Origin of the sequence: Brenneria roseae subsp. roseae (genome assembly GCF_003115845.1) — a bacterium.
In the GTDB taxonomy this organism is placed as follows: Bacteria; Pseudomonadota; Gammaproteobacteria; order Enterobacterales; family Enterobacteriaceae; genus Brenneria; species Brenneria roseae.
Genome location: NZ_KZ819045.1, coordinates 1 through 17535 on the forward strand (window position 1 = coordinate 1; position 17535 = coordinate 17535).

Here is a 17535-nt window from a genome sequence, read left to right on the forward strand (position 1 = left end):
TATAGGGACTTCTCCGCCGCTGACAAGCGCTAAATGCAAAAAAATTATCGATCGCCTACAATTTACCCATTAGCACGTTAAAGCGGCAGTTTTTCCAACGAAAAGAAGCCATAACGCTGCAATACTGGCCACAGGGTGGCAACTTTGGGTGTAATCGTCAGGCAATAAACCAGATTTTTTTCTGTCGAGCATGTCGGATTTTCAAGGTTGGCAATCAGCCATACCGTTCTTCTGGCGATCGCTGCGCCTGAATCCACTAATCGCGTCCCATCGGGTAACGCCATTTGCAATTCTTCGGCCAATAACGGGAAATGTGTACATCCAAGCACTACCGTATCCGGTGGCTCAGATAAACGTAGCCAGGGACGCAAAAGCTTTTGCAAATCGGCAATCGAGATAGCCTCTCCCTGCAATTTTGCTTCCGCCAATTCAACCAGCTCTGACGAACCAAGCGATAATATCTGACAATCATTCGCAAAACGGGCGATAAGTTCGTGTGTATAAGGACGTTGTACCGTTGCGCGGGTCGCCAGCAGACCAACAACGCCATTACGCGTCAGTTTCGCCGCCGGTTTAACCGCAGGCACCACGCCCACAACAGGAAAGGTAAACCGCGCACGCAAAGCAGGAAGGGAAATGGTACTGGCGGTGTTACAGGCAATTACAACCAGCGCCAGCTGGTGACGCAGCTGAATGGCGGTAACAATCTCGACAACACGCTCGATAATAAACTGCTGTGGCTTTTCACCGTAGGGAAACGCTTCATTATCGAATGCATAGATATAGTGGAGATCCGGCAACAATTTCCGGATCTCATCATAAACAGACAGCCCGCCCACGCCGGAATCAAACACCAGAACCGTGGGACGGGATGGCAGGTCAGAAGGTATAGCTTCCGGTGAGATAGTATTCTCGCCCTGCCGTTCGGTAGCCATATGCCGTCTCATACTCTTTATCAAACAGGTTGGCAATTCTACCACGAACTGTCAACTGAGAGGTGACCGGATATGACGCGGCGAAATCGACGGTGCTGTAGCTTGGCAGTCGACGAGTGTTCTGCGCATTGTCGAAACGTTTTCCCACATACTGATAGCTGAGATCGAAATCGACGTCATACAACGTCCAATCCAGTTGATATTTAGCCTGCTGTTTAGCACGACGGGCCAATACTTTGTCATCCTCATCACTGCGAGCATCAAGATAGCCCAAAGTCATTTGATGACTCAAAATACCGGTATCAAATGACCCCGTCCATTCAAGGCCTTTCATCGTCGCGGCTTTAACATTGTAATATTTCCCTGTATTCGTAGCAGAGGCATATTCATAATTGATCAGATTATCAATTTTGTTGATATAAGCGGACAAACGCCAATTCAGCGGCCCGGTCAGTCCCTCAAGCCCAGCTTCCCATTGTTTTGACTCTTCTGGCTTCAGATTTTCATTCGAGGTGATGTCAAAACGTTTTTGTCCATATAGCTGGCCCAATGTTGGCGCCTGAAATCCAGTGCCATAGGAAAGCGTGACACGATAATCGGGTATAAATGTCCATCCAGCGGCTACCTGCCAGGTTCCATGGTTTCCAAACTGTTCGTTATCATCTCCACGAGCGGAGCCTTCTAATGTTACCGCGCCATACTGCTGCTGCGTGGTGATATAAGCGCCAGTATTATCTTGTTTGTAGCTGTTCGTCTCCCGTGCACCCGAATTTAAACTCACACCTTCGGAAGTCAGCTTTTGCCGTTTCCAATCAATACCCGCGCTGAGCGTACCGGAAGCAATGGTAAAAGTATTTCCCCATTGCACATTACGCTGCTCCATGTCGTCCTGAGAATTATCCGCCCCATAGCGCCCCTGGGTACTGACATAGTTAAGTACACTGTATTTTTGATAGCCAGCTATCAATTGAGAGGCATATATTCCCTGAGAAAAACGCAAACCAGTACTGTAGGTATGATTATAAATTTGTTGCTCATCTCCCCCGCCTGAATATCCCGCATCATAGTCACTATTCGCGCCATAGCCGTAGCCGCGCAAGAACCCTGAAAAACGCTCATCAAATTTATGTTCAACACCAGCCCAAAATGATTTATTCCGCCAACCGTCTTTATCCCCATCAACGCGATAAGCCGAATTGGGCTGGACATTAAAGCCGTTGGTGTCTTGATAAGCGCCGGCCAGCGTGATGTTTGTATTATCGGCTATCGTATGACGGACACTGCCGCCATATTCCTGATAATGGTTGGAACCCACGCCGGCACGAAGGTTGGTACTGTCGCTATCAGTCTGAGTAATGATGTTAATCACACCACCAATTGCATCGGCGCCATAAACAGCAGAACGAGGCCCGCGAATAAATTCAATGCGTTGTACGAGAGAAATCGGTATCTGGTTGAAATCACTATCACCTGTAATACCGGGCTTCGCTACAGGGACACCGTCAATCAAAATCAGAGTATGACGCGCTTCCGAACCACGAATAAACATCGACGCACTTTGCCCCAACCCGCCGTTCTGCGCGATATCCACCCCCGGCAACCGACGCATGACTTCTAATACATTTTTTGCCTGCCAGCGGTCGATGTCTTCGCGGGTAACGACATCCATTGGCGCCAGCACGGTGGAAACGGGTTGGGGAAAGCGGCTTGCCGTAACCGTGATATCATCGTCACGTTCTGGCGATGAATCCGTATTGTCTTGCGCCCAGACGGGAAAGGCCGTGACAGAAAACGCTGTCGACAGCAATATTTTTTTATTAAGCATGTATCAAGCATCCAAACGATATAGAGGATGCCGCATTACCATGATGAATAGCACGCGATGATCATGGTCACTGCGACGTATACCGGCAGGTCTTCGGGCTTGGGGCCGCTGTCACGTTAATTGCCGAAACATCGTTTGTAATAACCATGATTCGTAACAACTGTTCGTAACAACAAAGAACGATGACTTCCCATCTTTAACAAGACAGTGTCTGCATAATGCTATCGTTCAGACTACCCTTACCGCTGCGCGTCAGCTCCAGATTCACACTGGATTCCCTTTTAACTTGTAATAAAAGGCCGGATTTTCATGCTACGATCGCCTGAATCGGAGGTCTATCCCCTTGTTTCATTACAGAGTAATAACATGGAAAAATTGGACTTCCCGACCGGATTACCTGGAATTCCGGCCAATATAGCCATTTTTGATGCCGTACAGATGAGAAAACCATGACGCCAGAGAACCTGCCAATCGAACAATACGACAACCAGCTAGCACAAAAAACAGAACGTCTTAGTAACATGATGGCATCATTTAATGCGCCCAAACCTGCTGTTTTTCGTTCTCCCGTAAGCCATTACCGCATGCGTGCAGAGTTTCGTATCTGGCACGACGGCGACGACCTTTACCACATCATGTTCGATCAACAGACCAAGCAGCGTATTCGTGTCGATCGGTTTCCGGCAGCCAGCGAGTTGATAAACCGACTGATGCCTGCATTGATTGCCGCTTTGCGGCCCAATCCTATCCTGCGTCGTAAACTGTTTCAGATTGATTATCTTTCCACGTTAAGCGGTGAGGTGGTGGTTTCTCTGCTGTATCACCGGGCATTGGATGATGAATGGCGGCAGCATGCCAGCGCGCTGCGCGATGAACTGCGTACGCAGGGGTTTCAATTGCAACTGATTGGCCGCGCGACCAAAACCAAGATTTGTCTGGATCGGGATTACGTTGACGAATGTCTGCCCGTCGCCGGGCGCGATATGATCTATCGGCAGGTTGAAAACAGCTTCACCCAACCCAACGCCGCCATGAACATAAACATGCTGGAATGGGCGCTGGACGCGACAAAAGGCTCCGCGGGAGATTTGCTGGAACTATACTGCGGCAACGGAAATTTCTCATTGGCGCTGGCGCGCAATTTTGATCGTGTGCTGGCGACCGAAATCGCCAAACCGTCGGTCGCCGCCGCGCAATACAATATTGCCGCCAATCACATTGATAACGTGCAGATTATTCGTATGTCGGCGGAAGAGTTTACACAGGCGATGCAAGGCGTACGAAAGTTTAATCGATTAGAGGGTATCGATCTGACAAGCTATCAGTGTGAAACCATTTTCGTCGATCCGCCGCGTAGCGGACTGGATTCGGAAACGGTCAAGCTCGTGCAGGCCTATCCGCGCATACTCTATATTTCCTGCAACCCGGAAACGCTGTGCCGCAATCTGGAAACGCTGAACGAAACGCATCAAATTCGCCGTCTGGCGCTGTTTGATCAATTCCCTTATACCCATCACATGGAATGCGGCGTGTTGTTAGAAAAACGATAGTTGCATTCGTTCGTCATTCACGTATGCAACTGGCTGCGTCCCCAGACTCTATGGCGTATCAATCTCTTTTGCCGGCTTTCTGGCGCGCAGCTTAAAACCAATCCAGAACACCAACGCGACACAAAGCAGAGAAGGCACAAAGTTTGAACCGATGACGGGGTATTCAACGCGGACAATCGCACTGTAGAGCAGCAGTCCTAACAGAAAACAGGCGGCAACCAGCATCGGCGTCCCTTCTTGCATGCTGTGATTCATATAACGCTGATGCAGACAATAGATAGATAAAACCAGTGCAATCAAAGGGAAAATGGAAAATGGCACTACCGAGCTGAACAAAGCAGCAAACGCGCCATTGACCGACAGGCCGGCGACTAATGCCAAGAGCAGCGTCCCCTTTTCTTGTTGAGGTTGTTGTTCTGTCATGGTTTCTCCCTTCTCATGTATATACGTAAAACTCACGAAGCACTGGCGCTATTGTCCCTGTTCCCTTCTGTACCAATAATAGGCGCCTTTGGAGATCATACGCAGTTGCAGCACCAGACGCTCTTCCAACTGCCTGCGCTGCGCCAGATCGACATCCAATGCTTCCGCCCCGGCGCTGAAAACAATGGTGACCATTGCTTCTGATTGCGCCTCCGCAAAACTGCGAGGAATGTGATTTTCAACTTCCAGATAATCTGCCAGCTCTGCGATGAAATGCTGTATCTCACGTGCGACAGCCGCACGAAATGCGGCAGACGTCCCCGAACGTTCTCGCAATAACAACCTGAAGGCGTTAGGGTTATTACCAATAAACTCCATAAAGGTGGAGACGGAGGTTTTGATTACGCTGCCACTTTTGGCAATGCGTTGCCGGGCCTGACGCATTAACTGGCGCAACATCAGCCCGCTTTCATCCACCATCGTCAACCCCAATTCATCCACGTCACGAAAATGGCGGTAGAAAGAGGTTGGAGCAATGCCGGCTTCACGTGCCACTTCACGCAAGCTCAGGCTGGCGAAACTACGTTCAGCGCTTAATTGGCTAAACGCCGCCTCAATCAGGGAGCGACGCGTCCGTTCTTTTTGTTGTGCTCTGACACCCATTATCCTGCCCAAATCATTTGCTCTCCTTTCCAGAGAGGCACTATAGCAAACTTTAATCTCAGCATGCTGAGACAAAGTTTGTCATATTAAAAATGTGACCACCATTTCCCATAATAAAAACAGGGATGATTGGGTTCTGCCTCAGCCGATGTTACAATCGCGTTATATTTTTGTATAAAAACAGGTTTAGCCTACCATGACCATACAAAAGCAGTTCGATTATGATGCGATAGTGATCGGTTCAGGCCCCGGCGGTGAAGGCGCCGCCATGGGATTGTCCAAACAGGGCGCCAGGATTGCCGTGATTGAACGGCACTATAACGTTGGCGGCGGCTGTACCCATTGGGGGACCATTCCTTCCAAAGCGCTACGCCATGCTGTCAGCCGTATTATCGAGTTCAACCAAAACCCGCTGTACAGTGATAATTCCCGCATTATCCGCTCTTCTTTTTCTGACATTCTGCGCCACGCTGATAGTGTTATCGGCCAGCAAACCCAGATGCGTCAGGGATTTTATGAACGTAATCAGTGTGATTTATTCTCTGGCGAAGCGCGGTTTATTGATCAACATACTATTGCCGTACACTATCCGGACGATACTCACGACACGCTGACCGCCGCGAATGTCATTATCGCTACAGGTTCCCGGCCTTACCATCCGGCGGAAGTGGATTTCTCCGACCCTCGTATCTATGACAGCGATTCCATCCTGCAACTGGATCATGAACCACAGCACGTCATCATTTACGGCGCCGGCGTTATTGGCTGTGAATACGCGTCCATCTTCCGCGGGTTAAGCGTCAAGGTCGACCTGATCAATACCCGCGACCGTCTACTGGCGTTCCTCGATCAGGAAATGTCGGACGCGCTGTCCTATCACTTCTGGAACAATGGCGTGGTTATCCGTCACAACGAAGAATTTGAAAGTATTGAAGGGGTACCCGACGGCGTCATCGTCAATCTGAAGTCCGGCAAGAAGATGAAAGCGGACTGTCTGCTCTATGCCAATGGTCGAACCGGCAACACTGAGACGCTGGGGTTGGACAAGATCGGTCTGAGTATCGATAACCGTGGGCTAATCAAGGTCAACAGCATGTATCAGACCGGTTTGGCGCACATTTATGCCGTGGGTGATGTCATCGGCTACCCCAGTCTGGCCTCCGCGGCGTACGATCAGGGGCGCATTGCCGCACAGGCTATTACAAAAGGCGATGCGACCGCACATCTGATCGAAGACATTCCCACCGGGATTTACACGATCCCTGAAATCAGTTCTGTCGGTAAAACCGAGCAGGAACTCACCGCGATGAAAGTGCCCTACGAAGTGGGAAGAGCACAGTTCAAACATCTGGCTCGTGCACAAATCGTGGGAATGAATGTGGGAAGTCTGAAAATTCTCTTCCATCGTGAAACAAAACAGATTCTGGGTATTCACTGTTTTGGTGAGCGCGCGGCAGAGATTATTCATATCGGCCAAGCCATCATGGAGCAAAAAGGCGAAGGTAATACTATTGAATATTTCGTCAATACTACCTTCAATTACCCTACGATGGCTGAAGCCTATCGGGTGGCGGCATTAAATGGTTTAAACCGTCTGTTTTGACTGGTTTTCCAGATAGTCCTGCATATGCTCGCGGATGGTATCGGCAAGTTGTTCATAACGTCCGCGCAGCGGTGAACCGGGGCGGTAAACTAGGGCGATGGTACGCTTTGGCTCCGGTTTGTAGCAGGTCAAATAGCAGACGCCATCGCGTTCACGTTCATGCGGTACCGCCAGTGACGGCAGCAGCGTAATACCACTTCCCGCCGCCACCATATTACGCAGCGTTTCCAGACTGGTCGCCCGAAAATGGGTATCTTCATCCGCACCAGCCTGAAAACAGAATCCCATCGCCTGATCGCGCAAACAGTGCCCATCTTCCAGCATGAGCAATTTCTCACCGGCCAGATCGGCCATGGCGACACGTTCACGATTTGCCCATGGATGATCCTGATAAATCGCCAGTTTCATCGGCTCGTCGAATAAAGGAACTTCGATAAAGGCTTCGGACTCTTTCACCATCGCCAGGATGGCGCAATCCAGTTTTCCGCTATCCAGCTGTGCTAAAAGTTGATGAGTTTGTGCTTCGTGCAGGTACATTTCCAGCTTGGGGAATGTGCGGTGCAACATCGGAATGATTTGCGGAAGCAGGTAGGGGCCAACCGTCGGAATCAAGCCAATATGCAAAGGGCCTGACATCGTCTCCCCCTGCTGGCTTGCCATTTCTTTCAATACCTTCACTTCACGCAGTACGGTTCGCGCCTGTTCAACCAGTAGCAGTCCGGCCTGGGTAAACAGTACCTTGCGACTGGTCCTCTCCAGCAACATAACACCGAGTTCATCCTCCAGCTTACGAATTTGTCCACTGAGAGTTGGCTGACTAACGTGGCAAGAGTCTGCGGCGCGCCGAAAATGGCGATGCTCCGCCAGCGCCACAAGATACTCTAAATCCCGAATATTCATTTATTATTCTCCTTATCACGATAGCAAATGGCGATAGATAGAATAGCAATGAACGATTATTCCTATCAATACACAAAACGAATAATACATCCCATCGCAGAATATCTATTTATTCCTACATAAGTTTCATCATTACGAGGCTAAGCCATGTCTACTAGCCAGAAGGCAAAAAAATCCCACAGGTCACTTTCCCTATACGTCAGGACGATCAATGGCGCGATGTGACAACAGACGAATTATTCCATAATAAAACTGTCGTTGTATTTGCTTTACCAGAGGCTTTTACGCCGACCTGCTCTTCCAGCTACCTGCCACGCTATAATGAGTTGGCTGGCGTGTTCAAGCAATTTGGCGTTGATAGCATTTTATGCGTTTAGCCTTATTGCGACGGGGAAGCTCTCCCATCGCAAGTTCAGCCAGCAATTAAGTGCATGCGGGGGTTTTGAAACCAGCAGGGTTTCTTTGGAGAATCAGGAACGTTCACGCGTTGTGCTGCGTGATAACGGGCTGATGCACGTATATGATGCGAGATAGTAATCTTATCAGGCTGCCGCCGGTCGCACTCCCAGCGTATGGCAAATCGCATAGCTTAAGTCAGCACGGTTCAGCGTATAGAAGTGGAAATCTTTCACCCCTTCACGACTCAGGATTTTCACCATGTCCATCGCAATGGATGCGCCTACCATCTTGCGGGTTTCCGGATCATTATCCAGCCCTTCAAACATGGATGTCATCCAGTTCGGCACACGAACATTCGTCATGGTGGCAAAACGCTGCAATTGTTTGAAGTTGGAGACAGGCAGAATACCCGGCACGATCTCGACATCGATCCCCGTCGCCACACAGCGATCGCGGAAACGCAGATAGCTTTCTACATCAAAAAAGAACTGGGTGATTGCACGACTCGCTCCGGCGTCAATCTTGTGCTTCAGATTGATCAGGTCAGCCTGAGCGCTTTTCGCTTCCGGATGCACCTCAGGATAGGCGGCAACAGAAATATCAAAGTCCCCCACCTCTTTCAGCAACGCAACCAGATCGGAAGCATACATTTCCGGTTTACCGCCGCCCAGCGGTAAATCACCACGTAACGCCACAATATGACGAATACCGCTCTGCCAGTAATCCTGGGCAATTTCACGTAACTGTTCACGGGAAGCATCGATGCAGGTGAGATGCGGGGCCGCTTCCAGACCGGTGCGCTCTTTAATGGTTTTAATAATGCTGTGAGTCCGATCGCGCTCGCCAGAGTTGGCGCCATAGGTAACAGAAACAAACTTTGGCTTCAGATTGCTCAGGCGATCAATGGAGTTCCACAGTGTTTCTTCCATATCGCTGGTACGCGGCGGAAAAAATTCAAATGAAACATTAATCTGCCCTTGCAACTCCGCCAAACTTTGATTCAGCGCTTCCCGCTGGTTTGCGTGAAAAAAACTCATACCCTGCTACTCCATTCACCGTTACTGTTATTATCATTTTCACAACCGTCTATACGTTTAGACGTCTATATAGAAAATGACGTAATCCACTTAAAGAGTCAACGCTTTTAATCAGGATACGCGGTGATGATTACTCAAGCTACATGAAGAAAATTCATGATATCCCGTCTGCTCAACAAGACTGCGCCAATAGAGAGAGGGAAAAGGTACTCGTTCAGGCCGGATATTCGTTCTATCCCCGTCATACCTTCAGTTACAGCAGTATTGGCTTTCCCATGACTTAACTTACCGACTTAAGTCGGTGATTCGGCATTCACGCGTTTTTTACCATATCGTCACGCCTATTACTTTGAGGGCAGACGCTAAAAGAAACCACGGTTATAGACGACGGAGCAACGCTCATCTCCCAAATACCGTCACTCACCATGCGGATCGCATCGAATGCCGCCGGCATTACACGATGTGGTGCTTCGAAGGTATTGTGTGAACGAGCGCTCTCTCCCTTTAATATTTTCGCGTCCACAAATGCAACCGGTTCGTCAAATTCAATGAGAACGGTATGTTGTTTGAACATATCGGTATTGATGATATTAAGATTGATAGTATTTTCCTTAATTGATGCAAATCCATATATTGCATTAACTGTTTTATTATTTTCACGAGAAAGCATTTCTGTCTCAACCTGACACACTAACAGGTCCGCCCCCCGGTGCACCTTATACATATCAAACACATGATAATTGGGTGTCAAAATCGTGCGCTCACCGTCGGTGAGAAACAGTGAATTCAGCACATTCACTGTTTGAGCCACACAGGCAATTTTAACTTTATCGCTATGCCGGTGAAAAATATCGAGCGTCAACGCGGTGGTTATTGCATCACGCATGGTGCATTGTTGCCACAACACCCGCCCGTCATCACACGAAAAACTATGCCAGTTCCCCCATTCGCCAATAATCAAATCACAGTTTATCTTATACTGAAACGGCCCCTCGGTTTCAGTGATATTGTTAATGCCTTCTTTTATTAAATGATATTGTTCAATGACAACATCCTCAATTTCCAGAGCGCCTGATAAAACCTTAAACCACTGTTTTTCATTAAAATCGACAATATTGTCAGTTGGATCAGAAATATTCCAATTATAAAAATGTAAATCGTAACCGTCTATTTTAGGCTGTCTGAATCTGGATATAGAAGAAAAAAACTCTTTTGTCCACAGAACGCGTTCTTTTTCTTTATTGCCATCGGGACCAACGGCAATAAACTTTAACGGATAATGTTCACTCGGCGGCGACAGCAGATTACTAAACGTCGGGAATGCCGTGCTGTATTTTCTGTATTCAGCTACATATTCGGCTGCCGTATAGGTTCCTCCCCCGGCCCAGCTTTCGTTTCCTATTCCCCAATATTCAACATCGAAAGGTTCAGAACTACCATTTGCTTCTCTTTCCTTGGTAAGCGTCGTTAATTCCTTACGGTTACAGTATTCTGCCCATTCAACCATTTCGGCAGGGGAGCCGGTCAACATATTAATGTTAATCCATGGCTTTGAACCCACGAGATGACATAACGTGATAAATTCATGGGTGCCGAACTGGTTATAATCCAGCGTATTGGAACCAAACACCTCATTGTAATCCACGGGACGTTCAGATCTGTCGCCAACTCCGTGGCGCCAGTGGTAATGGTCGGCATAGCATCCCCCCGGCCACCTTAACACCGGTGGAGAAATCCGGGCTAATGCATCCACAATATCTTTCCTGATCCCATGGTAATTAGGGATTTCTGAATCCTCGCCAACCCAGATGCCATTGTAAATATTCGTACCCAGATTTTCTATAAACTGAGAATGTAGCTCGGCATTAACCGTTATCTTTGCTTTATTCTTTAAAATACGTATTCTCGTCATTTATCTTCTCCCGTGTTATTCCTGCGTTTCAGGACCTCAATAATTTCCGGGTATTCCTGATCCAACTTATAAAAAAACATCATAATCAGAACAATAATACTGACAATTAGCGGTATATAGATATATAACGAGTTTATCGCCATAATGCTCGATGCAGGCTGACTATCAAGCTCCGCTTTATATCCGCCCATGGATAAAGCCCATCCCACCACGGCGCCGCCGATACCGGCGCCCACCTTACTCCCAAAGCTGGACGCCGAGTTAACCAGGCCGGCCACTCTGACTCCCGTTTTCCACTCCCCATATTCAATCGTGTCCGCCAGCATGCCGAACATGCACGATGCAAGCGCGCCACAGCCAATACCTTTGAGTATGTTGCTCGATATGGCCATATAATAATTGTCATACCAAAATGCCAGAAATAAATATCCTATAATATTAGCCACCAGGCCAAAGACGAAGACATTCCTCTTACCATATTTCTTTATGAATGTTGCCGTCACCAGCATCGTAATAACCTGCGATATGGTCACTGAATTACCTAACTGGACTACCAGATTGGCATCATGAAAAATTGCCTTGGCGTAATATATTGTACTTGCGCCGCCTACCGTAAGGAGGAAATATAATAAAAGAATGCTGATAGCAACAATGCACCAATATTTATTATTAAAGAGTGACATTATTCCTGTTTTTATCGGCACGGTTTCATTGTTACTATCCGAAACTCTTTCTTCCGTTCCCCAAAACGTAAACAACAGCAGCAACAGCGAGAGCAAACCAAAAACCGTGAAGGTTAATGTCCATGCTTTATCATCACCGCCGAAATAATCAACCATTTTCAATGTAAACGTATTGATGAAGATCGTCCCAAGGGTGGCAAGCAACATTCTGAATATCCCCAGGACACCACGTTCATATTGATTTTGCGTAATGAGCGCCCCTAATGTGGCATAGGGGATTAGCAAAGCAGTGAATATTAATTGTGAAAAATTATAGGAAATAATGATGTAAATTATTTTCAGCGTATAGGATATATCTACCGGAACCGAGAAAAGAATAATTCCCGATATGGCATAGGGTATGGCCATCCTGAGTATCCAGCATCTGGCTTTACCATATTTAGAACGAGTTCTGTCGACAACAACCCCCATCAGGAGATCGAGAATACCATCCACAATGCGTGAAACCAGCATAATAGTGCCTATTAAGCCAGCATCAATTTTTATTACATCCGTATAATAATAGACTAAAAATATGGAAATCCCTGAAAATACGATATTATTGGCAAAATCACCGCAACCATAGGCCAGCCGTTCCTGAAAGGATAAACTGCCATCGGCGCTTCCTGCGCTGATATTTATTTTTTGTATATTGATACTCTTCTGGGACATACTGCCTCCATACCTGAAAGGTATAAATCATTGTATCTTTCAAATTCCCCAAATAATATTAACGCGCATATTCATCAAAAAAACTCTATATAATAAAACCATTTAGCATTTAATAAATAATTAAACGGCCATTAATCAGCCATAAAAAAACCCAGGCATCATCAGTATATATCGTACTATATACACTAACGATGCCTGGGTTTTGCCCGAAATTCAGTAACAATCCCAAACCAGACTATATGATGCATAAACACATAAATACAAACAAGTGAATACGATTATTAAATCCTTTTTTTGTGATAACCATCATCAATATCCTCTTAAAAATAAAACGGACAGCTTTATTTTCTATAAATATAGCAATATTGTTAATATGAATATCTGACTTGATACCTCTTCTGCGTGAATATATCCAATAGATCCCAAGGTGTAGCGATGCAGCAAATAATCGAGCCCAATGAGTTTACTCAATTAAGTGATTCGGGGGACGAATAGATCGGGAGGTTGTTTACAGCGACGCTGAGGGGAGCCCCTGAGAGAGAACCTTAAGGTTCGTCAGCGTAGAAAAACAGGACAGGACACGCCGGGACTAACAGACCCGGCGTTTTATCTCTGGCTTAAAGCAACTGCGCCAAACGGTTTAAATCCGATTGAATGGCGCCGGCAGTCACATCACGTCCCGCCCCCGGACCACGGATTACCAAAGGGTTATCCCGATACCAGCGGCTTTCGATGGCAAACACGTTGTCGCATGGCAGCAACGATGCCAGCGGATGATCCGGCCTCACGGCTTCCACCCCCACCCGGGCTTTACCATTGTTGTCAAAGCGGGCAATGTGGCGCAGCACCAGCCCCATTTCCTGAGCGGCTTCCAGACGTTGGATCATCTGCTCGTTAAGCGATTCGCCATTCTCAAAGAAGTGATCGACAGACCCTTCCTCACAACCTGGCGGCACCAGCGATTCGACCCGAACCTGACTGGGTTCGATTTCATACCCGGCTTCACGGGCCAGAATCACCAACTTGCGCATCACATCCTGTCCGGACAGATCCACACGCGGATCGGGTTCGGTCAGCCCCTGCTGGCAAGCCTGATCCACCAGATCGATGAACGGCACCGAACCATCGAATTGCAGGAATAACCAGGAAAGCGTGCCGGAGAAAATACCGCTGATAGCAAGAATACTGTCACCGCTTTCACGCAGATCCCTGACGGCAAAGTTCACCGGCAACCCAGCTCCCACCGTGGCGTTATAGAGCCAGTGGCGGCCCGTCTTGGCAAAGGCATCCCGAATCTGGCGATAATTATTGCCGCCGGACGCCCCCGCCAGTTTGTTCGCACTGATGACATGGAAACCATAGCTGGCGAAATCGAGGTACAGATCGGCAACCGATTCACTGGCGGTGACATCCAGCACCACTAAATCGTCAAACGGATGCGCACGCATCCACAGGAACAGATCTTCGCCATTCCGCTCCTGCGCTTCGTTTTCAAAGAAGGCCAAGACCCGGCTGGCATCCAGACCGTCGTAATTCAGCAGACTACGGGTGCTGTCCACTACCCCCGCCAGCACAAACTCAAAACCGGTACGGGCAGAAATATTACTTTGCTCACGGGCAAACAGTTCAAGCCAGCGGGAACCAATATTCCCTTTACCAAACAGCACCAGGCCAATGCGTTTCTCCGCGCGGAACAGGGAATGATGAAGGCCGCGTATCAGATGTTCCGTCGGCCCGACGCGCAGCACGGCGACCAGACTGATCCCATCCTCCGATTGCCAGATAAATTCGATCGGCTGGTCTTTCAACTGTTGATAAAAACGATGACTGTGCAACGGATTCTTGCTCACGCCGGCCCCCACCATGGCCACCAGCACCAGCCCCTCCCGCTTGTGCAAGCTGACCGGCAACGCCGCCTGTTCCAGACGTGCCCAGGCACTGTCCACGACTTCAGAGGTGTAGCAGAGTTGCAGCAGGTTACGATCCTGATGAATCCCCGTCGCCAGCGGCTTTAACTGCGCCCGATTCAGTAACTGCTCAATTTCCCGCTGAACCAGAGAAAACTCGTGTTCCGTCGGCAGCTGAATTTCAATCAGACAAACATCATCATGGCTGGTGACAATTTTGGCGCCAGTCCCGGAAGCCAGTACGCGTTCAATGCGCGTCGATCCCTGTTCCGGCTGATAACTGCAACGCAGTTGCAAATCGATATCGCTGCCGGAAACGGGTTGTAGCGTGCGCGTATGTAACACTGGCGCAGCCAGTCGCGCCAGTTCACTGGCTTCGTCCAACCGCAACAAAGGCAACAGACAGGCGTCTTTTACTTTGCGTGGGTCAGCGCTGTAGACACCGGCGACGTCACTCCAGATTGTCACGCGTTCTACGCCTGCCAGCGCCCCGATTTGCGTCGCGGAATAGTCGCTCCCGTTGCGCCCCAGCAGCACCGTTTCACCGGCGTCATTACGGCAGATAAACCCGGTCACCACCAGACGGTGTCCCGCATGTTGCGTCAGGCACTGTTGCAGCAGCGGCCAGGAGCGACCTTCATCAACCTGGGGTTGCGCCGCCCGCTCCGCCCGCAGGAAATCACGCGCGTCCAGCCAGGAGGCTTGCATATCCAGATGGTTAAGCAAGGCGGACATCAGCCGGGCAGACCAGATTTCGCCGTGCCCCACCACTTCGGCGTACACGGCATCGGTAATTTTGCCATCCAGCAGCGCCGCTAAACGCTCCAGATCGCGAATAAACAGGGAAGTCAACGGCTCAGCCGTTTCAGGGGGGAGCAATCCGGCGATCAGATCGCTCTGATAGCGACGCAACGCCTGCTGAACCTGATGAGCGGAAAGACGATCGCTTTGACTCAGCTTTAACCAGTTTATCAGTTGGTTGGTCGTGCTGCCCGCAGCGGAAACCACCATTAAATCACCGGGATGACTGTACTCAGCCATGATGTCGGCGACACGCAGATAGCACTTCACATCAGCCAGACTGCTGCCGCCAAATTTATGCAGTTGCCGGCCTGTCACCGCTCCCGCTACTCCTGATGCACTCATTCTTACCTCTTCACTGCGGCCTGAAATGCACGATCCAGATCGGCAACAAGATCATCACCGTCTTCAATACCGGTTGAAATACGCAATAACGTTTCAGAAATCCCGGCCGCGGCGCGCGCCTCGGGCGCCATGCCGGCATGAGTCATGGTTGCGGCATGGGAAATCAGGCTTTCCACACCACCCAAAGATTCTGCCAGCGTGAACAACTCCAACGGCTCCAGGAAACGCCGCAGCGTCTCTTCATCACCATCCAGCTCAAAGCTTAGCATGGCGCCAAATCCGGATTGCTGACGACGAGCAATTTCATGACCAGAATTCTGCGGTAATGAAGGGTGATACAATTTTTTCACCAGCGGCTGTTGTTGCAGGTATTCAACCAGTTGCAGCGCATTACGCTGTGCGGCAGCCATACGAGGAGCCAGCGTGCGCAACCCACGCAATAGCAGATAGCTGTCAAACGCCGCACCCGTTACGCCAATGTTGTTGGCCCACCAGGCCAGTTCCGTCACGGTTTCCGGATCGTTGGCGATCACGGCGCCGGCCACCACATCGGAGTGACCGTTCAGGTATTTCGTACAGGAATGGATAACCAGATCCGCGCCCAGCGCCAGCGGCTGCTGCAAAGCGGGGCTCAGGAAGGTGTTATCCACCACGCTGATGGCCCCTGCCGCGCGAACGGCACGGCAAATCGCCGCGATATCCACCACGCGCAATAAGGGGTTGCTGGGGCTTTCTATCAGCACCAGACTGGGTTTCTCTTCCAGCGCGGCATTAAGCGCCGCTTCGTCGCCCTGATCGACAAACTTCACGCGAAACGCACCGCGTTTACTCAGGCTATCGAACAGACGGTAGCTGCCGCCGTAGCAGTCATGAGGCGCAACCAGCAAATCACCCGGACGCAGAAATACCGTGCAAACCAGCATAATGGCCGACATTCCGCTGCTGGTCATCACCGCACCCGCACCACCTTCCAGTTCAGCCAGCGCACGCTGCACCACATCACGCGTCGGGTTACCGCGACGCGAATAATCATGGGCTCTTGGCTGGTTGAATCCGGTAAAGTTATAGGTGCTGGAAAGGTGAATGGGGGGGACGACACAACCATATTGTTCGTCATCATTTAACCCGCTGCGAACTGCGATCGTTGCCTGTTTACGCGTCATCGGCTTTTTCCTGGCTGGAGGCTGAAACATAAGAGGTTAAAGAGTAAACCCAGTTTTAATAGACGTCAATACATCTAGACTTCTAAACTTCTTTGCGTATAGATTGAGCATAAGCATAATAACCGCTAGAATCGTGGTATTTCATGACAGATGCTGTCTTCATTACGATTAATTTTTAAGGTAATCCCATGGCTGAGTGGAACGGCGAGTATGTCAGCCCTTACGCTGAACACGGTAAAAAAAGCGAACAGGTTAAAAAGATCACGGTGTCTATTCCGCTGAAAGTCCTGAAAATCCTGACGGATGAGCGAACAAGACGCCAGGTGAACAACCTGCGGCACGCAACAAACAGCGAACTCCTGTGTGAGGCGTTTCTGCATGCTTTCACCGGACAACCTCTGCCGAATGATGAAGATTTGCGTAAGGAACGCAGTGATGAAATTCCTGAAGAAGCGAAAATCATCATGCGGGAAATGGGCATTGATCCCGATACCTGGGAATATTAAACAATTAAATCGTCGGAATCTGAGGTTGAGTTAACGTGATCTTGCGGTTTTCTGACCTGTGCAGATAATCCGCCCGGAATGACCACCACCGCACAGATATCGGAAACAACAAGGGCGCCCATAGGCGCCCTTCAGATTGCTGACGAACCCCACATTTTCCGTGGGGTTCTTG

The 17535-nt window shown here is 49.2% G+C and carries 13 protein-coding genes, 1 pseudogene and 1 riboswitch; of the genes and pseudogenes, 4 read left to right on the top strand and 10 right to left on the bottom strand.

Annotated elements, in window-relative coordinates; genetic code table 11:
- Positions 1-77: 77 nt before the first annotated feature.
- Together murI and btuB are read right to left on the bottom strand one after the other, a co-directional pair.
- Positions 78-935 (bottom strand): glutamate racemase, encoded by an 858-nt coding sequence (gene murI, locus DDT52_RS20440; RefSeq protein WP_136157954.1) that lies wholly within the window; start codon positions 933-935, stop codon positions 78-80.
- Positions 880-2760, bottom strand: coding sequence for a TonB-dependent vitamin B12 receptor BtuB (btuB, locus tag DDT52_RS20445; protein ID WP_136157955.1), 1881 nt, complete (start codon positions 2758-2760; stop codon positions 880-882). The genes murI and btuB overlap by 56 nt, the downstream gene beginning before the upstream one ends.
- A gap of 67 nt (positions 2761-2827) precedes the next feature.
- Positions 2828-3080, bottom strand: a riboswitch (cobalamin riboswitch).
- Positions 3081-3209: 129 nt separating this feature from the next.
- On the opposite strand from btuB, the gene trmA reads away from it, so the two are divergent.
- Positions 3210-4310: a tRNA (uridine(54)-C5)-methyltransferase TrmA gene (trmA, locus tag DDT52_RS20450; protein ID WP_136157956.1), complete on the top strand. Its 1101-nt coding sequence runs from the start codon at positions 3210-3212 to the stop codon at positions 4308-4310.
- Positions 4311-4358: 48 nt separating this feature from the next.
- On the opposite strand, the gene DDT52_RS20455 is transcribed toward trmA, so the two are convergent.
- Together DDT52_RS20455 and fabR are read right to left on the bottom strand one after the other, a co-directional pair.
- Positions 4359-4733, bottom strand: coding sequence for a YijD family membrane protein (locus DDT52_RS20455; protein WP_136157957.1), 375 nt, complete (start codon positions 4731-4733; stop codon positions 4359-4361).
- Between the two features lie 48 nt (positions 4734-4781).
- Positions 4782-5396: an HTH-type transcriptional repressor FabR gene (gene fabR, locus DDT52_RS20460; RefSeq protein WP_168709813.1), complete on the bottom strand. Its 615-nt coding sequence runs from the start codon at positions 5394-5396 to the stop codon at positions 4782-4784.
- Positions 5397-5592: 196 nt separating this feature from the next.
- Between fabR and sthA the strand changes: the two genes are divergently transcribed.
- Positions 5593-6999: a Si-specific NAD(P)(+) transhydrogenase gene (sthA, locus tag DDT52_RS20465; protein ID WP_425591570.1), complete on the top strand. Its 1407-nt coding sequence runs from the start codon at positions 5593-5595 to the stop codon at positions 6997-6999.
- On the opposite strand, the gene oxyR is transcribed toward sthA, so the two are convergent.
- Positions 6982-7899 carry a DNA-binding transcriptional regulator OxyR gene (gene oxyR / locus DDT52_RS20470; RefSeq protein ID WP_109491298.1) on the bottom strand — a complete coding sequence of 306 codons (918 nt, stop codon included), beginning with the start codon at positions 7897-7899 and terminating at the stop codon, positions 6982-6984. The two genes, sthA and oxyR, sit on opposite strands and share 18 nt — an antisense overlap.
- A 173-nt stretch (positions 7900-8072) precedes the next feature.
- On the opposite strand from oxyR, the pseudogene DDT52_RS20475 reads away from it, so the two are divergent.
- Positions 8073-8273, top strand: a pseudogene (locus DDT52_RS20475) (redoxin family protein); the annotation flags it as partial.
- Between the two features lie 168 nt (positions 8274-8441).
- Here DDT52_RS20475 and metF read toward each other — a convergent pair.
- The 5 genes from metF to metB form a co-directional block, all read right to left on the bottom strand.
- A complete protein-coding gene (metF, locus tag DDT52_RS20480) occupies positions 8442-9335 on the bottom strand; it encodes a methylenetetrahydrofolate reductase (protein WP_136157959.1) in 894 nt (297 codons plus the stop codon).
- 313 nt (positions 9336-9648) lie between these two features.
- Positions 9649-11247, bottom strand: coding sequence for an alpha-L-arabinofuranosidase C-terminal domain-containing protein (locus DDT52_RS20485; RefSeq protein ID WP_136157960.1), 1599 nt, complete (start codon positions 11245-11247; stop codon positions 9649-9651).
- Positions 11244-12641, bottom strand: coding sequence for an MFS transporter (locus DDT52_RS20490; protein WP_136157961.1), 1398 nt, complete (start codon positions 12639-12641; stop codon positions 11244-11246). The genes DDT52_RS20485 and DDT52_RS20490 overlap by 4 nt, the downstream gene beginning before the upstream one ends.
- A 617-nt stretch (positions 12642-13258) precedes the next feature.
- Positions 13259-15694: a bifunctional aspartate kinase/homoserine dehydrogenase II gene (locus tag DDT52_RS20495; RefSeq protein WP_136157962.1), complete on the bottom strand. Its 2436-nt coding sequence runs from the start codon at positions 15692-15694 to the stop codon at positions 13259-13261.
- A gap of 2 nt (positions 15695-15696) precedes the next feature.
- A complete protein-coding gene (gene metB / locus DDT52_RS20500) occupies positions 15697-16857 on the bottom strand; it encodes a cystathionine gamma-synthase (RefSeq protein ID WP_136157963.1) in 1161 nt (386 codons plus the stop codon).
- A 188-nt stretch (positions 16858-17045) separates the two neighbouring features.
- Between metB and metJ the strand changes: the two genes are divergently transcribed.
- Positions 17046-17363, top strand: a complete 318-nt coding sequence (metJ, locus tag DDT52_RS20505) for a met regulon transcriptional regulator MetJ (protein ID WP_136157964.1) — start codon at positions 17046-17048, stop codon at positions 17361-17363.
- Positions 17364-17535: the final 172 nt, after the last annotated feature.

Excerpts from the sequence above, each read along its gene's own strand:
- murI (WP_136157954.1), bottom strand. The coding sequence starts at position 935 with ATGGCTACCGAACGGCAGGGCGAGAATACTATCTCACCGGAAGCTATA.
- btuB (WP_136157955.1), bottom strand. The coding sequence starts at position 2,760 with ATGCTTAATAAAAAAATATTGCTGTCGACAGCGTTTTCTGTCACGGCC.
- trmA (WP_136157956.1), top strand. The coding sequence starts at position 3,210 with ATGACGCCAGAGAACCTGCCAATCGAACAATACGACAACCAGCTAGCA.
- DDT52_RS20455 (WP_136157957.1), bottom strand. The coding sequence starts at position 4,733 with ATGACAGAACAACAACCTCAACAAGAAAAGGGGACGCTGCTCTTGGCA.
- fabR (WP_168709813.1), bottom strand. The coding sequence starts at position 5,396 with ATGGGTGTCAGAGCACAACAAAAAGAACGGACGCGTCGCTCCCTGATT.
- sthA (WP_425591570.1), top strand. The coding sequence starts at position 5,593 with ATGACCATACAAAAGCAGTTCGATTATGATGCGATAGTGATCGGTTCA.
- oxyR (WP_109491298.1), bottom strand. The coding sequence starts at position 7,899 with ATGAATATTCGGGATTTAGAGTATCTTGTGGCGCTGGCGGAGCATCGC.
- metF (WP_136157959.1), bottom strand. The coding sequence starts at position 9,335 with ATGAGTTTTTTTCACGCAAACCAGCGGGAAGCGCTGAATCAAAGTTTG.
- DDT52_RS20485 (WP_136157960.1), bottom strand. The coding sequence starts at position 11,247 with ATGACGAGAATACGTATTTTAAAGAATAAAGCAAAGATAACGGTTAAT.
- DDT52_RS20490 (WP_136157961.1), bottom strand. The coding sequence starts at position 12,641 with ATGTCCCAGAAGAGTATCAATATACAAAAAATAAATATCAGCGCAGGA.
- DDT52_RS20495 (WP_136157962.1), bottom strand. The coding sequence starts at position 15,694 with ATGAGTGCATCAGGAGTAGCGGGAGCGGTGACAGGCCGGCAACTGCAT.
- metB (WP_136157963.1), bottom strand. The coding sequence starts at position 16,857 with ATGACGCGTAAACAGGCAACGATCGCAGTTCGCAGCGGGTTAAATGAT.
- metJ (WP_136157964.1), top strand. The coding sequence starts at position 17,046 with ATGGCTGAGTGGAACGGCGAGTATGTCAGCCCTTACGCTGAACACGGT.